Genomic DNA, 16,454 nt, shown 5'->3' with positions numbered 1-16,454 from the left:
GAGTCAGTAGTATTGATTAAAAGAAAACACAGTTAAGAAATGTTAAAATGTCAATGAGTATAAAGACTTTATAAAAATGCACATAATTTCTTGAACGATGATAGGAAACATTACTTTACATTTGTTTGCAGACAATAAACCTGTCCCCTTGTCAGATTAGCACAGGTTAGTGTTTCAGACAAGAAAGCAGTAGTTGAGTTAGCTTATGAAGTAGACGTAGAAAAATTAAAAGCAAGCTGGTTATACAATAGATGTTTAAAGTTATCAAAAAGTAGCATATCACACAATAATAGAGGCATTTGCTACAGCTAACGTATTTAGTTTTGTTTAATTGTCGAATTTTGTAGTAATTCTTATTGGCATAATATATGCACTAGATTATTAATCACATTAAAAAATTTTACTAAAACTTGTATTATGTATACAAGAATAATTATACTTTATGAATTAAGGAGTGAGATAATGTATAAAAAAAAGAGATTGAGTTTTAAAGGTGGAATCCATCCACCGTATTCAAAAGAGCTGACCAAATCAATTTCTTTAGAATATGCTCTTTCACCTAAGGTAGTTTATATTCCTTTACAACAACATATAGGGGCTCCCTGTGAACCTATAGTAAAGGTTGGTGACAGGGTAAAGATTGGGCAGAAAATTGGAGAAGCAAAGACATTTGTCTCAGTACCAGTACATTCAAGTGTAGCTGGAATAGTTAAAAAAATAACTCCACTGCCTACTCCAACAGGTTCAAAAGTAATGACTGTAATTATAGAATCTGATGGAAGTAATGAGATTTATGAAGGTATAAAACCAAAAGGTGAGCTTAGCAATCTAACTAGTAAAGAAATCATAGAGATTATTAAAGAAGCAGGTATTACGGGTATGGGAGGAGCCGCATTCCCTACTCATGTTAAGTTATCACCGCCGCCAGAGAAAAAAATTGATACTATTATACTAAATGGTTCAGAGTGTGAGCCTTATTTAACAGCTGACCATAGATTGATGGTAGAGTATCCTGAAAAAGTAGTTTTTGGCCTAGAAGTAATTATGAAGGCTGTAAATGCAAATAAAGGAATTATTGGCATTGAAGATAATAAACCAGATGCTATTGAAAATATAAGAAGCATAGTTGCTAAGAAACCAAATATTGAATTGGCAGTACTAGAAACAAAGTACCCTCAAGGAGGAGAAAAAAGGCTGATTGATGCTATTACTGGAAGAAAGGTTCCTGCAGGCGCACTTCCAATGGATGTTGGAGTTATAGTTAACAATGTTGGTACAGCAGCAGCTATTGCAGATGCAATACAAAAAGGTATGCCGTTAATTGAACGAATTGTAACAGTTACCGGTAATGGAATAGTACAGCCAAGTAATCTGATCGTCAAAATTGGAACACTATTTAAAGAAATTATAGAACAATGTGGAGGCTATTCTGGTGAACCTGGTAAGATAATTAGTGGAGGTCCAATGATGGGATTTGCTCAATATACTGATGAAGTGCCAGTGATAAAGGGAACTTCTGGTATCTTGGTATTAAAACAAAAAGATGCCTATTCAGAAGTAGAACAGCCTTGCATTAAATGTGCTAGATGTGTAGACGTATGTCCTGTAGGATTATTGCCAATAAAAATTGCGAATTATTCACAGAAATCAAAATGGGATGAAGCCGAAGCATATAGTGCTTTATACTGTATTGAATGTGGTTCTTGTTCTTTTATATGTCCTGCTAAAAGACCTTTAGTGCAGCGAATTAGATTAGCTAAAGGCGAAATTTTAGCTAAGAAAAGAAACAAATAAAGGAGGTTCTAATAAATGCACAATATTAAGTTAGTTGTCAGCTCTTCTCCTCATATTAAAGATAGAGATAATGTTACTAAAATCATGCTTAGTGTAGTTATTGCACTTATACCAACTGTATTGTCAGGAATATTTTTCTTTGGTCTTAAATCTCTAATAATATTGTTAACTACTATTTCGTCATCATTAATTACAGAGGTTATTTTTCAAAAAGTAAGAAAAAAACCTATAACTCTTAGAGACGGAAGTGGATTGGTTACTGGTTTATTACTTGGACTTACCTTACCACCTAATCTTCCAATTTGGATGGCAGTAGTTGGAGGTGTAGTTTCTATAGGATTAGGAAAAATGGTTTTTGGAGGACTTGGTCAAAATATTTTCAATCCTGCATTGATAGGTAGGGCCTTTCTTTTAATAACTTTTCCAGTAAAAATGACAGAATGGCTTGCACCATTGGATGGTGTAAGTGCAGCAACTCCATTAAATCTGCTTAAAATGCAAGGAATCAAAACTAATTATTTCGATTTGTTGATAGGAAATGTTGGGGGTTCTATTGGAGAAACATCGGCAATTTTCATTTTAATTGGAGGACTATATTTACTATATAGAAAATGTATTGATTGGAGAATACCTGTAAGCTATCTTGGGACAGTTTTTATTATGACATTGTTATTAGGTCAAGACCCAATATTCCATCTTTTATCTGGAGGATTAATGTTAGGTGCTTTCTTTATGGCTACCGATATGGTTACAACCCCTATTACTAAAAAGGGAAGATGGATCTTTGGAATAGGTGCTGGTATAATTTTGGTTATTATTAGGGTGTATGGTGGATATCCAGAAGGTGTTCTTTATTCGATATTATTTATGAACGGATTAACTCCTATTATAAATAGATATACAAGAAGTAAAATCTTTGGGGAGGTGGCAAAGTAATGAATAGTACATCAAGAATGGTCATTGTTCTTTTGATTGTTGGTGCAGTTTCAGGACTTGTTTTAGCATTAACTTTTAAATGGACTGAGCCTAAGATTAATGAAATTGCTGAAGCTAATCAGAAAAAAGCTATTTTAGAAGTACTTCCCAAGGCTAGCTCATATAAAGTGATGGAAAATAATGACTGGATATTTATTGGATATGATGAGAACGGCAGAGAGGTTGGAATAGCATTTGTAGCTGAAGGTGGAGGATTTCAGGGGGATATAAAGATGATGGTTGGATTGGATACCAAAGAAGAAAAATTAACTGGTATGACCATTTTAAGTCATCTTGAAACACCTGGGCTTGGTGCAAGAATCGAAGAAGATTGGTTTAAGGATCAGTTTAAAGGAAAATCAATTAAAGATAATTTTGTAGCAAAACAAGACATTGAAGCCATAACAGGTGCCACAATATCTTCGAATGCAGTTTCAAATATTTTAAAGAAAACGATTCCTGCAGCTTTAAAAGCTTATAAAACAGGAGGTGGCAAATAATGAGAATGTGGAAGGAATTTATTAAAGGATTATGGAAGGAAAATGCAGTATTCCGTCAGCTGATGGGTATGTGTCCTACTTTAGCAGTTACAAATACAGCTATAAATGGTTTGGCTATGGGCCTAGCAACCTTTTTTGTACTAGTATGCTCAAGTGTTATTGTGGCTATGATAAAAAACTATATTCCTTCAAAGGTAAGAATACCTTCATTTATAGTTATTATAGCTACCTTTGTAACTATTGCTGACTTGTTTATGGCTGCATTTTTCCCAGATATACAGAAGGTATTAGGTTTATTTATACCACTAATCGTTGTAAATTGTTTAATATTAGGTCGTGCCGAAGGCTTTGCATCTAAAAATCCTGTAAGATTTGCACTTATGGATGCATTGGGAATGGGAATAGGTTTTACTTGGGCTTTAACTGTATTAGGAATTATTAGAGAATTATTAGGAATGGGTTCAATATTTGGTTTAAGGGTTATGGGTGCTAACTTTACACCTTGGATTATATTCATTTTACCACCAGGAGCATTTTTAACACTGGGAATTTTATTGGGAATAATTAATACATTCAGTAAACAAAAAGCTACTGAAACATGCTGCCATTAAAGGAAGGTGAAAAAATGATAGAATTAATATTACTTTTTATTGGAACGGCATTAGTGAACAACTTTGTATTAGTTAGATTCTTAGGTATTTGTCCATTCCTTGGGGTTTCAAAAAAGGTTGAAGTTGCTGGGGGAATGGGTGTAGCTACAACATTTGTAATGACACTTTCAGCTATTGCTGCGTGGTTTATACAAAACTATATTTTAGATCCGTTTGGTTTATCGAGATTTTTACAATATGTGTCATTTATTTTAGTTATTGCATCATTAGTTCAATTGGTTGAAATAGTTCTAAAGAAGGTAAGTCCATACCTTTATGATGCACTAGGTGTGTTTTTACCACTTATAACAACTAACTGTGCAATTTTAGGATTGGCATTATATATACCTATTAAGGGTTATAATCTTATCGAGAGTACAGTTTTTGGCCTAGGCGCAGGTGTAGGTTTTACCCTTGCTTTAATAATAATGGCTGGAATAAGAGAAGAATTAGAATTTGCTGATGTTCCAGAAGCTCTTGAAGGTGCGGGAATAACTTTGTTGATTGCAGGAATACTTTCAATGGTATTTTTAGGGTTTTCAGGATTGATAGCAATGTAGTTAATGGAATTAGGAGGTGATTAAATAATGAATATCATAATTATATCTGTTGCTAGTATGGGAGTGATGAGTGTATTATTTGCTTTAGGATTAGCCTATGCTTCAAAGAAATTTGCAGTTGAAGTAGATCCAAGAGTAGAAGAAATTAGTATAGTGTTACCAGGTGCTAATTGTGGAGCTTGTGGATATCCTGGATGTGATGGTTTTGCTTCAGCTGTGGTTAAAGGTGAGGCTCCTGCTAATGGCTGCCCAGTTGGTGGAGCTGAAGTTTCTGAAAAGATAGCTGCTATAATGGGTATAGCTGTAGATGTAGATGGTGAAGTAAAGGTTGCAAGAGTTATTTGTCAAGGAAAGAGCTGCCATACTAGTGAAAAATATCAATATGATGGCATAAAGGATTGTAGAGCTGTTGCCAAATTAGGCAAAGGAAATAAAAGCTGCGATTACGGATGCCTTGGCTTTGGAACATGTATAGATGCATGCAGTTTTGGAGCAATAGTTATTGAGGATGGTATTGCAAAAATAAATCCTGATAAATGTACTGCTTGTGGTAAATGTATAGATGTTTGTCCTAAATCAGTTATTAGTTTAGTACCATACAGTCAAAGAGTAATCGTGGACTGTAATAGTAATGATTTTGGTAAGGAAGTAAAAGCAAACTGTAAAGTAGGCTGCATAGGATGTAAAATTTGTGAAAAGGCTTGTCCATTTGATGCAATACATGTTGAAAACAATTTAGCAATAATTGACTATGATAAATGCACAGGTTGCGGAATTTGTGCTGAAAAATGTCCAACTAATGCTATTTGGGAAGATACAAGCAAAAAGAAGAAAGCAAAAATAATTGATGAAAAGTGTATTGGCTGTACTATATGTGCTAAGAATTGTCCCGTAAATGCAATCGAAGGAGAATTAAAACAGGTACACAAAATTATAGATGATAAATGCATTGGCTGTGGAATTTGTGAAAAAAAATGTCCTAAAGATGCTATAGAAATGAAATAAAAAATTAAGAGAAGAGTGTGTCTTTTATGCATTCTTCTCTAATTTTATATTTTAAACATACAAAATATATGATTATGAGTTCAATTTTGGCATAAATATTGCTCTGGTTTAATGATATTAATAGTTTAAGGGAGGTATGAAATTGGATAAAAGAACTGAAATAATACGTAAAAGATACGATAGATTTGCAAAGATATATGATTTAATGGAAAAACCAATGGAAGCATCAAAACTTTCAGATTGGCGCAAAGATGCTATTAAAGAACTGCAGGGTAAAGTTTTAGAGGTTGGAGTTGGAACAGGAAAAAATATTGAGTATTATCCTAAAAATTTAGATGTAACAGGCATAGACTTTAGCAGTAAGATGCTTGAAAAAGCAAGGCGAAAAGCCAAAAAGCTTAACAAAGAAATCAAATTAATATATATGGATGCTCAAAATATGGATTTTGATGACAATACATTTGATTCTGTTTTTACAACTTGTGTATTTTGCTCTGTTCCAGACCCAATAAAAGGATTAAAGGAAATAAGAAGAGTGTGTAAACCCAATGGTAAGATTGTGATGATTGAACATGTAAGAAGTGAGAGAAAAGTTATTGCAGCTTTGATGGATATATTTAATCCAATCGTGGTAAGGACATTTGGTGCTAATATTAATAGAAAAACTATATCTAATATTGAAACAGCAGGCTTCAATAATATACAGGTAAAAGATTTATGGTTAGACATAGTAAAAAAAATAATTATAATAAATAAGAAATAGCAGACAATGTGCCTGTTCCCTTGTCTGATTTAATAATATTTGTATGGGTATATAATAAATGATATTTAGGTTAGGAGGGTGGTTGGATTTATGAAAATAGTTGTTATAGGATGTACACATGCTGGAACGGCAGCTATATTAAATTCAAAAAAATTATATCCTGATGCAGAAATAACTGTTTATGAAAGAAATGATAATATATCCTTTTTATCCTGTGGTATTGCATTACATGTTGGAGGAGTGGTTAAAGATCCTAAGGGATTATTTTACTCTTCACCTGAGAAATTAGCAGCTTTAGGTGTAAATACTAAAATGCTTCATGATGTATTAGATATTGATACGGATAATAAAAAAATCAAGGTTTGTAATTTAGAAACTAATGAAGAGTTTGAGGATACTTATGATAAATTAATTGTAACTACAGGTTCATGGCCAATAATTCCTCGAATAGAAGGGATAGATCTTGAGAATATATTATTATCAAAAAACTTCTATCATTTAAATACAATTATTGAAAAATCAAAAGATGCAAAAAATATTGTAGTTGTAGGTGCAGGATATATAGGAATTGAACTAGTAGAGGCTTTTCAAATGAATGGTAAGAACGTAACATTAATAGATATGCAAGAGCGTATTTTAGCTAAATATTTAGATAAAGAGTTTACAAATGTAGTAGAAAAAGCTTTTTTAGATCGAGGTGTTAAATTAGCACTAGGTGAAACCGTAAACAAGTTTATGGGAAAAGATGGAAAAGTTTCAAAAGTTGTAACTAATAAGGGTGAGTATGAAGCAGATTTAGTGATAATATGTATTGGATTTAAACCAAATACAGCACTTTTAAAGGGACAGGTTGAGATGCTAGATAATGGAGCCATTATAGTTGATGAATATATGCGTACAAGTAAAGAAGATGTGTTTGCAGCAGGTGATTGTTGTTCAGTTATTTATAATCCAACTGGGGAACATAGATATATTCCACTTGCTACAAATGCTCTGCGCATGGGAACATTAGTTGCTAAAAACTTAGTAAATCCAACTACTAAATATATCGGAACTCAAGGAACCTCTGGAATTAAGATTTATGAGTATAATATAGCCTCGACAGGACTTACCGAGGAATTAGCGAAGGAAAAAGGAATTGATTACAGAACTGTGATAGTTACAGACAACTATCGTCCTGAGTTTATGCCGACTTATGATTCTGCAGTATTTAAAGTAGTTTACGAAAGAAAATCAAGAAGGATTTTAGGTGCACAAATTATTTCAAAAGCAGATTTAACTCAGTCAATAAATACTATGTCGATAGTTATTCAAAATAAAATGACTATAGATGAATTGGCATTTGTTGATTTCTTCTTCCAGCCACATTTTAATAAGCCATGGAATCTTCTTAATTTAGCTGGATTGAATGCTGAATAAAAAATATATTAAGATTTGAGAGTCTTTATTATCAGGACTCTCTTTTTTTTTGAGAAAAGACTAAATAAAGTGATAGGTGGTTGCTGGGTTTTTCTGACTTGAGTAATTATGTACGTCTAAAAAATGCAGGTAAATATTTGAATTAATGATATTTACACTTGCAAAAACTTGAAATATAATGGATATGAACTGGTGGAGTTTAAGGCTTAATAATGGTTTATAGAGATTTTAGAGGGAGATATATAAATGGAATTTTTGAGAACTAGAGAGTAAGTAAGGTATTTTTTAACATCCGAAGGAGAATAAAATATGGAAAATAGAGTGCAATTAAAGAAAAATGTTAATAGAAATTATGTATTTATATTATTACAAAATATAGATTTAACAAGAGGAATATGGATGCTCTATCTTGCTTCTAAAGGTATGAGTTTAACTCAATTAGGATTATTAGAAACGATATTTCATATTACTTCATTTACTATGGAAGTACCAACAGGAGCAGTTGCAGATATATTTGGTAGAAAAATAAGCAGGATATTAGGTAGGACTTTTTCATTAATAAGTGTTATATTATTACTTGTTTCAAATAGCTTTATTTTATTTGCAATATCATTTATATTTACAGCATTATCTTATAACTTAGAGTCAGGTGCAGGAGACGCTCTAATATATGATTCACTAAAAGAGATAGGTGAAGAAGAAAGCTATATGAAACTAAATGGTAATAAAGAGGTATTTTTTCAATTAGCAAGTATTATTTCTTTTTTAGTTGGTGGATATTTAGCCACTAAAAGCTATGATATAGCTTTTATACTTACAATAATAATAGGAGCAATAACTATACTTCAATCCTTTACATTTAAAGAGCCAAGTATAGGAAAAATAAAAGAAAAAAAAGATAATATATTTATAAGTCAGTTAAAAGGTAGTATAACAGTAATAAAAAATAGACCTAAAATAGCATTTTTAATAGTTTTTACAGAATTTATTTCAACATTTGGAACATGCATTTTCTTTTATTTACAAAATTATTTAAAAGCAGATGGTTATAATGAAGCTAAGATAGGTTTTATTTATGCTATATCATCTGTGGCAGTTGCATTAGTAGCAACTCAAGTTCATAAAATAGAAAGAAAAATAAAAGAAAGAGGTATTTTACTAATAACTCCATTACTTACAGCAGTAAGTATATGGGGAATAGCTCTAAGTAAGTACCATTATATTTTCTTTATTTTATTAATGGTAACACAAGGAACGTTATATGTTGCAATGGGTGACTATATTAATAAAATGATTCCAAGTGAAAATAGGGCAACAATTTTATCTTTTTCTAGTATGGTATTTAGCTTTTTTATGATAACTATATTCCCTTTAATAGGATATATAGGAGATACGTATTCTTTAAGTACTGCTTTTAGATATTTAGGTGTATTGGGAATTGCTATAGCATTGGTAAATAGTTATATATTAATAGTTAAGACGAATAAAGTGAAATTAAAAAAACAAAATATATAGACCGAAAACCATTGGGATTAGTTATCTCAATGGTTTTTAGTTTTTAATTTTGAAAAAAATGTTAATAATCAATATGGCATGTTGCTATATGAAAATAGATAAATCCTATCTATAAAATACTATTTATGATATCATATAACAAAGAAGTTGTATCAAATCTAATATTTTCCAGATGCTTTGAATAGATATAATTAAAAGAAGGTTATGGGAGGGGCTAAAGGGGTAAGTATTATATTAATACAGTTTAAGCGCAAAAATTTCAAAATATTAAGAAAATATTATAGTAGTTTTGAAAAATATAAAATCTTATTGCTGTACTACTTAGTATGTTAGAAATTGTATAAGTAAATAATGACAGGGGGGTTTAAAATGAGTGTTATTGAGATTAATAATTTAACAAAGTATTATGGAAAATCTAGAGGTATAATTGATGTAAGTTTCAATGTTGAAGAAGGAGAAATTTTTGGTTTTATCGGACCTAATGGTGCTGGAAAGTCAACAACTATTAGAACACTGTTGTCATTGATTTATCCTACTAGTGGCAGTGCTAAAATATTTGGCAAAGATTGTATAAAATATGGACCTGAGATTAGGAAAGATATTGGGTATTTACCATCAGAAGTGTTTTATTATGATAACATGAAAGTAATTGATCTCTTGAACTATTCTGCTAGCTTTTATAATAAAGACTGTAGTAAAAGAATCAAAGAACTATCAGAAATCATGGATCTTGACCTTACAAAAAAGATTGAAGATTTGTCATTTGGTAATAAAAAGAAAGTTGGAATTGTTCAAGGGTTACTCCATGAGCCAAAACTTATAATTCTTGATGAACCAACAAGTGGGTTAGATCCACTTATGCAGAAGAAATTCTTTGAATTAATACTAGAAGAAAATAAAAAAGGTGCAACAGTTCTATTTTCTTCACATATTTTAAGTGAAGTTCAACGAATTTGCACACGTGTAGGTATAATCAAAGAAGGTAGAATGATAAAAGTTGAAGATATTAAGACATTGAAAGAACATAATTATAAGAAATTCAAAGTTGAAATATTAAATAATATAGATAAAAATTACTTCAATATAGATGGTGTAAGTGACTTAAAAATTGAAGATAATGTTATCAGTTTCTTGTATAGAGGAGATATCAATCGTATAATTGAAAAAATATATAGTATAAGAATTACAAATTTATTAGTTGAAGAACCTTCTTTAGAGGAAATATTTATGCATTATTATGAGAAGGAGGACTAAACTATGAATATGTATTTGCATGAATTGAAGATTCACAGAAAATCAACCATTATATGGACATTATCACTAATCGCAGTAGTTTTACTTTACATAAATTTGTTTCCTGCCTTTTCAGCAGATGCTGATGTAATGGAAAAAATATTAAAAAATTTTCCAGAAGAGTTTAAAAAAGCATTTGGCATATCTGATTTTGATTTTACTACGCTTCTTGGTTTTTATGGTTATACATTCTCATTTATATTACTAAGTGGTGCGATTCAAGCTATGAATTTAGGGATAGGTATTTTATCTGCAGAAATTCGTGAAAGAACAGCAGATTTTCTCCTAGTAAAGCCTATAACACGAAACAAAATTGTAACATCAAAGCTTTTAGCTGCAATAACAAGTATTGCTATAACTAATATATTTTATTTAATAGCTGCATTTATATCTGTAGAAACAATAGTCTCTGAGCCATATAATAAGAAAATATTTTTCATGATGTCGATTACTTTGTTTTTTATACAATTAATATTTATTGCTTTAGGATTTTTAGTTTCTGCTTTAGCGAAAAAGATAAAATCAGTATTACCAATCTCACTAGGTATAGTTTTTGGATTTTATATAATAGAAATGTTTGGTTCGGTAATTGGTGAAGAAAAAATGAAATACATTACCCCATTCAAATATTTTGATTTAGCATACATTATTGAAAATGGAAAATATGAAGTTAAATTTATCATTCTAAGTATAGTTTTAATAGTTGTTGCTATTAGTGGAAGTTATATATTATATTCAAAAAAAGACATTGCTTCTATTTAATAATTTAAATAGAAACAATGTCTACCACAAAGGGGGTCAGCTGGTCAAATGAATATATTCTTAAGAGAAATGAAAGCTAATAGAAAATCCCTTATCATATGGTGTATTAGCTTATTTGTTCTGACAGCAGGCGGAATGGCTAAATATGCAGCTTTTGCAGAATCTGGGGATTTAGTTAATCAAATGATGGAATCTTTGCCTGAGGTTTTGAAGACAATATGGGGTATAGGCACAATAAATTTAACTCAGGTAAAAGGATATTATTCAGTATTATTTATATATTTTGTATTAATGGCTACAATTCACGCTTCAATGTTGGGTGCTACCATTATTTCTAAAGAAGAGAGAGATAAAACTGCAGAATTTTTACTAACTAAACCAACTACAAGAGTAAGAATAGTTACATCAAAGTTGTTAGCAGCACTAGTTAATATACTGATATTTAATATAGCTACATTAATATTTTCAATGATATTTGTAAATTATTATAACAAAGGAGAGCCTATAAACAAAGAAATAATAACACTTATGATAGCAATGTTTATTTTACAATTGTTATTTGTGGCTATTGGCACTGCAATGGGTGCAATCAGTAAAAAAACAAAGGTAGCCACTGCAGGAGCTACTGCAATATTACTTGGAACTTATATATTATCAGTTTATATAGATATGAACGATAAGGTTAAATTCTTAAAATACATTACTCCTTTTAAGTATTTTCAAGCAAAGGAGTTAATATTTGGTGATGGATTTAACATAGGCTATATAATATTATCATTTGCAATTATTGGTGTATTACTTGGAGTAACATACAGGTTTTATTCAAAAAGAGATATATATATTTAATTAATATTCAATTATTTATGAGATTTTGATGGAAAAATGAGAAAGAGAATTTGTATAAGAAGTATTACGCCTTAGAGAATTTATATCTCTAAGGCGTTACTATTTATTAGAAAACAACAATAAATTATTGAAAAACAATAAAAAATAATTGACAAACGAAAATATAAATGTTTTAATTTAATTGGAGGTGGTTTTATGAAAACAGTAGGAAAGAAATCTATATCTAGTTTCTTACGAATTTTGTGTATTATTGGATTAGTCTTGATGGTAATGGCATCTATAGGTGTTATATTTGCAATGGTATTTGAAAAAGTTAGGAATTTAATTAGCATTACATTTAAATTTGAAGTATTTGAATTCAGTTATGATCCTTTAATTTTTACCAATTATAAAATTATGCTTCCTTTATTAGGACTGATGTTAAGTATGTGTATTGTGTTATATTATGGAATTCGTATTTTTTCAGAATTAAGTAAAAACAAAATTTTTAGTAGAAAAATTGAAAAAGATTTAAAATTGACATCGATTACACTATTATTTGTAGCTTTATTTAAAGGAGTTTTCTTATCTTTAGCAGCTTTTTATTTTGAAGAACATATAGGAGGATTACCAGATTATATAAGAATTAGTCCTAAAGCTTATGATCGTCAAATTCTCATTATATCAGCAATTTTGTTTATAATTCATAGAGTATACAAAGAAGCATTGTCTATTATAGAAGAACATGAATTAACTATTTAGGAGGTTAAAATGGGCATACGTGTAAATTTAGATGTTATGATGGCAAAAAGAAAAATTACCTCTAAAGAGCTTGCTGATAGAATTGGCATAACTCAATCTAATTTATCAATCTTAAAGACAGGTAAGGCAAAAGCTATTCGTTTTTCAACTTTAGAAGCGATTTGCAAAGTTTTATCATGCCAACCTGGAGATATTTTGGAATATGTAGCTGATGAGCAGGAAGAAGTTTAAAGTTAATACTTATTTTAAAAACTCAATAAAATTATAGGAGGTCGATATTTTGAAAACCTATAGAAAAGAATTATGGTTTAAAACAGAAACTAGAAGAGCTTTTATAAACATTACTCCTCAAATTGAAGAATGTTTAAAAGAGAGTGGTATTAAAGAAGGATTGCTTTTGTGCAATGCTATGCATATTACATCAAGTGTTTTTATAAATGATGATGAACTAGGATTACATAGGGATTTTGAACGCTTTTTAGAAAAACTAGCTCCAGAAAAGCCTTATGATCAATATGACCATAATGGATTTGAAGATAATGCAGATGCACATTTAAAGAGGACAATTATGGGAAGAGAAGTTGTTGTGGCTATAACAGATGGAAAATTAGATTTTGGCCCATGGGAGCAAATATTTTATGGAGAGTTTGATGGAAAAAGGAGAAAGAGAGTTTTAGTAAAGATTATAGGAGAATAGAAGTAAAGGGGTAGATTTATGTTAAATTTTGCTATTATTTTTATAACATGTGCATTGATTTGTTATACTATTGGAGTGTGGAGCGAAAAAATAGCTGGTATACTTAAAGTATGGCATTTAATATTTTTTTGGATAGGGTTTGTTTTTGATACTTTAGGAACAACACTTATGGGAAAAATAAGTGGAGGGAGTATAAATGAGATTAATTGACTTGCATTGCGATACAATGAGTAAAATTATTATATCTAATAAGTCAACTGGCCTAAGAGAAAATGATTTTCATGTTGACCTTGAAAAGTTAATTAAAGCAGATTCTTTAGCTCAATTTTTTGCTCTTTATATAGATATTGAAGAAAAAGACAATTATTTTGATCATTGCTTAGAAATGTTAGATAGGTTTTATCATGAGATTGAAAAAAATAATAAAAATATTGCAATAGCTAGAAATTATGAAGAAATGATTAAAAACGAAGCAAATGGTAAAATATCAGCTTTTCTTACAATAGAGGAAGGTGGAATATTAAAAGGGAAATTATATAATTTAAGAAACTTTTATAGACTAGGTGTAAGGTTAATAACTCTTACATGGAATTATCCTAATCAAATTGGTTATCCAAATTATAAAAAAGAATATATGACTAAAGGGCTCACACCTTTTGGTAAAGATGTAGTAAGAGAAATGAATAGACTTAAGATGATTATAGATGTTTCTCATTTATCAGATCAAGGTTTTTTTGATGTAGCATCGATATCTACAAAGCCATTTATAGCATCTCATTCAAATGCCCGATCTGTAAGAAACCATCCAAGAAATTTGACGGATGAAATGATAAAAATACTTGCTGAAAAAGGTGGAGTAATGGGAATTAATTTTTGTTCATATTTTTTAAGTAATGGTTCTATAAGTCGAATAGAAGATATTGTTACACATATAAAGTATATTAGAAAAGTTGGAGGAATTGATGTTATAGCCATTGGGTCTGATTATGATGGCATTAATTGTGAATTAGAGATTGGTAATATCGGAGAAATGAATAAGTTATTATGTGCATTAGAGAAGAATGGTTTTTCATCTGAAGAAATCGAAAAGATATTTTTTAAAAATGCTGAAAGAATTATTAAAGAAGTTCTATGAGTCAAGGGATACCCTTGACTCATTTACATTATTAGTTTATAGGGAACTGTTGAAGTATTATTTCTTTCCAACGTTGCTCCCAAATTTCTTTAGAAAACTGTTCAGATATTTTACGAGCATTTTTCCCCATATCTTCTCTTAGCTTAGGATTTTTTATAAGCTTAATGATTGTATTTTTCAAATTTTCTTTATTTATCTCTATTAAATATCCATTGTAACCGTGGATTATCAAATCTGTAAGTCCTCCTACTAACCCTGCAATTATTGGTTTTCCACAAGCCATAGCTTCAAGTAGTGAAAGTGAAGTTCCTTCTGAATATATGGATGGAATAAGAACTATATCCGCATCTTTATAAGCCTTATACATCTCATTCATTCGATACCAAGTATATTCTATACGAGGATGCTTAGAAGCAAAAATTTTCATGTGCTCTTCAGATTCTTCAGTGCCTCTTCCGACGAATGAGAAAACAACATTATTATATTCATTAACTAGCTCAACAGCCACCTTTTTACAAACAGTCCATCCTCTACCTGGATGCAATCTACGAGGATATAATATTTTAATATATTTTTTATTAGTTGAATTAGAATTGTTTGGTTTAAATATCTCTAAATCTACATAATTAGGTATATATACCTTTTTACATTTAAGATTTGGATTAACTGCATTTAACCAATTTATTGTATTTGTATCTACAGATACAAGCAAGTCTATTTGGCTAAGACCTTGAAAAAATCTACTATACCAGAGTTTAGAACGCCACCATTGACGTTCACATGAATCCCACCAAATACCATGACTTATACAAATAGAGTTGGGGAAAACATGCGGGTATGTTACATCCATATTGAAATATATATGATAATCATAATCTTTAGTTATTTTATAAAATTTTTTATTAAGCTCTATAAAGAAATCTTGATCAAAACCTGAATTTCCAATTCCTTTTATTTTAACGTTTTCATAAGTTCTTTCCCATTCTGTAGGGTTAGATGGCTGAAAAACGTCTACTTGATATCCAAGTTTTATTAGAAGTTTTGCTAAATCAATCAAATATCGCTCTCCACCACCAAATAAACATCTATTACCATCCCATTCGAGAAATTGTGGGGTAAGGATAGCTATTTTAGGCATAGGTTTTATATATACTTTTCTTTTTTCTTCTGTAGTAAATGTAATTTCTAATTTAGGTCGCCAATCTTTACTACTATGTTTCTGACTACAAAAACCTAATAAAGATGCACTATCTTCTTCATTTTCAGCTTTTATAATTATACCGAAGTTTTTTCTTGGGTTTTTTAACCATTCTTTAACATATTCAGTTATATCCCAACTTATAGATTCCCAAAGATGGCAATCAATTTTGGCTTGTACTTTTCTACTCTTATCATATGAAGGCTGATTAAAATAGCATACTTTCTTATCATCCCAATTTTGGGTTATAGGGTGTACGTCAAAAATGTTTTCTTGTTTCATGTAGTCATTTCGTACGCAAAAGAGTTTTAACTTTGCACTAATTATATTACATTTCCTAGGAAGACTGCTTAAATCAAATTTTAATAATATCCGGTATTTTATAGCTAAATTAAAGTATCCTAGAAAGTAATGAGTTTGATTTGAAAAATTTTTACCTTTTAAATGACTGTCTATAAAAGTATCCATTACTGGAGAAATGGATATTGTTTTTTGCATATTCACCACCTGCTTTTTTATATATTAATCAATGAGAAAAATATAATTCTACTATAGAATATTATTAAATAAGAAATGTGTGCCCTATAAAAATATTTATTAA

At 30.1% G+C, this 16,454-nt stretch carries 18 protein-coding genes; 17 read left to right on the top strand and 1 reads right to left on the bottom strand.

The genetic code is table 11. The annotated features are described in order from the left end of the window. The first annotated feature begins 462 nt into the window (after window positions 1-462). From rsxC to TR13x_RS09795, 17 genes are all read left to right on the top strand, one after another. Window positions 463-1,794: an electron transport complex subunit RsxC gene (rsxC, locus tag TR13x_RS09875; RefSeq protein ID WP_054871769.1), complete on the top strand. Its 1,332-nt coding sequence runs from the start codon at window positions 463-465 to the stop codon at window positions 1,792-1,794. A 15-nt stretch (window positions 1,795-1,809) separates the two neighbouring features. Continuing rightward, on the top strand, window positions 1,810-2,730 hold the full coding sequence (locus tag TR13x_RS09870; protein WP_054871768.1) for an RnfABCDGE type electron transport complex subunit D: 921 nt from the start codon (window positions 1,810-1,812) through the stop codon (window positions 2,728-2,730). Continuing rightward, complete coding sequence (locus tag TR13x_RS09865; protein ID WP_054871767.1) at window positions 2,730-3,269, top strand: RnfABCDGE type electron transport complex subunit G; 540 nt, start codon at window positions 2,730-2,732, stop codon at window positions 3,267-3,269. The genes TR13x_RS09870 and TR13x_RS09865 overlap by 1 nt, the downstream gene beginning before the upstream one ends. Next, window positions 3,269-3,880: an electron transport complex subunit RsxE gene (gene rsxE / locus TR13x_RS09860; protein ID WP_054871766.1), complete on the top strand. Its 612-nt coding sequence runs from the start codon at window positions 3,269-3,271 to the stop codon at window positions 3,878-3,880. The genes TR13x_RS09865 and rsxE overlap by 1 nt, the downstream gene beginning before the upstream one ends. Window positions 3,881-3,894: 14 nt before the next feature. Continuing rightward, window positions 3,895-4,479 (top strand): electron transport complex subunit RsxA, encoded by a 585-nt coding sequence (gene rsxA / locus TR13x_RS09855; protein WP_082394857.1) that lies wholly within the window; start codon window positions 3,895-3,897, stop codon window positions 4,477-4,479. Between the two features lie 27 nt (window positions 4,480-4,506). After that, window positions 4,507-5,484 carry an RnfABCDGE type electron transport complex subunit B gene (locus tag TR13x_RS09850; RefSeq protein WP_152912145.1) on the top strand — a complete coding sequence of 326 codons (978 nt, stop codon included), beginning with the start codon at window positions 4,507-4,509 and terminating at the stop codon, window positions 5,482-5,484. Window positions 5,485-5,626: 142 nt separating this feature from the next. Further along, on the top strand, window positions 5,627-6,247 hold the full coding sequence (locus TR13x_RS09845) for a class I SAM-dependent methyltransferase (RefSeq protein ID WP_152912144.1): 621 nt from the start codon (window positions 5,627-5,629) through the stop codon (window positions 6,245-6,247). Between the two features lie 90 nt (window positions 6,248-6,337). Beyond that, window positions 6,338-7,666 (top strand): FAD-dependent oxidoreductase, encoded by a 1,329-nt coding sequence (locus tag TR13x_RS09840; protein WP_054871762.1) that lies wholly within the window; start codon window positions 6,338-6,340, stop codon window positions 7,664-7,666. Between the two features lie 309 nt (window positions 7,667-7,975). After that, window positions 7,976-9,181: an MFS transporter gene (locus tag TR13x_RS09835; protein WP_054871761.1), complete on the top strand. Its 1,206-nt coding sequence runs from the start codon at window positions 7,976-7,978 to the stop codon at window positions 9,179-9,181. 369 nt (window positions 9,182-9,550) lie between these two features. Further along, on the top strand, window positions 9,551-10,435 hold the full coding sequence (locus TR13x_RS09830; protein WP_054871760.1) for an ABC transporter ATP-binding protein: 885 nt from the start codon (window positions 9,551-9,553) through the stop codon (window positions 10,433-10,435). A 3-nt stretch (window positions 10,436-10,438) separates the two neighbouring features. Further along, window positions 10,439-11,236 (top strand): ABC transporter permease subunit, encoded by a 798-nt coding sequence (locus tag TR13x_RS09825; RefSeq protein WP_054871759.1) that lies wholly within the window; start codon window positions 10,439-10,441, stop codon window positions 11,234-11,236. A gap of 48 nt (window positions 11,237-11,284) precedes the next feature. Continuing rightward, window positions 11,285-12,082, top strand: a complete 798-nt coding sequence (locus TR13x_RS09820) for an ABC transporter permease subunit (protein ID WP_054871758.1) — start codon at window positions 11,285-11,287, stop codon at window positions 12,080-12,082. A gap of 195 nt (window positions 12,083-12,277) precedes the next feature. Further along, complete coding sequence (locus tag TR13x_RS09815) at window positions 12,278-12,823, top strand: DUF2975 domain-containing protein (protein ID WP_054871757.1); 546 nt, start codon at window positions 12,278-12,280, stop codon at window positions 12,821-12,823. 9 nt (window positions 12,824-12,832) lie between these two features. Next, window positions 12,833-13,054, top strand: a complete 222-nt coding sequence (locus TR13x_RS09810) for a helix-turn-helix transcriptional regulator (RefSeq protein WP_054871756.1) — start codon at window positions 12,833-12,835, stop codon at window positions 13,052-13,054. 49 nt (window positions 13,055-13,103) lie between these two features. Then, the gene (locus TR13x_RS09805) at window positions 13,104-13,520 is read left to right on the top strand and encodes a secondary thiamine-phosphate synthase enzyme YjbQ (protein WP_054871755.1); all 417 of its coding nucleotides are present in this window, start codon (window positions 13,104-13,106) and stop codon (window positions 13,518-13,520) included. 18 nt (window positions 13,521-13,538) lie between these two features. Continuing rightward, a complete protein-coding gene (locus TR13x_RS09800) occupies window positions 13,539-13,730 on the top strand; it encodes an HsmA family protein (RefSeq protein ID WP_054871754.1) in 192 nt (63 codons plus the stop codon). After that, window positions 13,717-14,655, top strand: coding sequence for a dipeptidase (locus tag TR13x_RS09795; protein WP_054871753.1), 939 nt, complete (start codon window positions 13,717-13,719; stop codon window positions 14,653-14,655). Before TR13x_RS09800 ends, TR13x_RS09795 begins: the two co-directional genes overlap by 14 nt. Before the next feature lie 31 nt (window positions 14,656-14,686). On the opposite strand, the gene TR13x_RS09790 is transcribed toward TR13x_RS09795, so the two are convergent. Next, window positions 14,687-16,351, bottom strand: a complete 1,665-nt coding sequence (locus TR13x_RS09790; RefSeq protein ID WP_054871752.1) for a DNRLRE domain-containing protein — start codon at window positions 16,349-16,351, stop codon at window positions 14,687-14,689. Between the last annotated feature and the right edge of the window lie 103 nt (window positions 16,352-16,454).

Origin of the sequence: Caloranaerobacter sp. TR13 (assembly GCF_001316435.1) — a bacterium.
Taxonomy (GTDB): Bacteria; Bacillota; Clostridia; order Tissierellales; family Thermohalobacteraceae; genus Caloranaerobacter.
The sequence above is the reverse complement of the archived record's forward strand: the minus strand, read 5'-3'. Positions and strand labels throughout refer to the sequence as shown.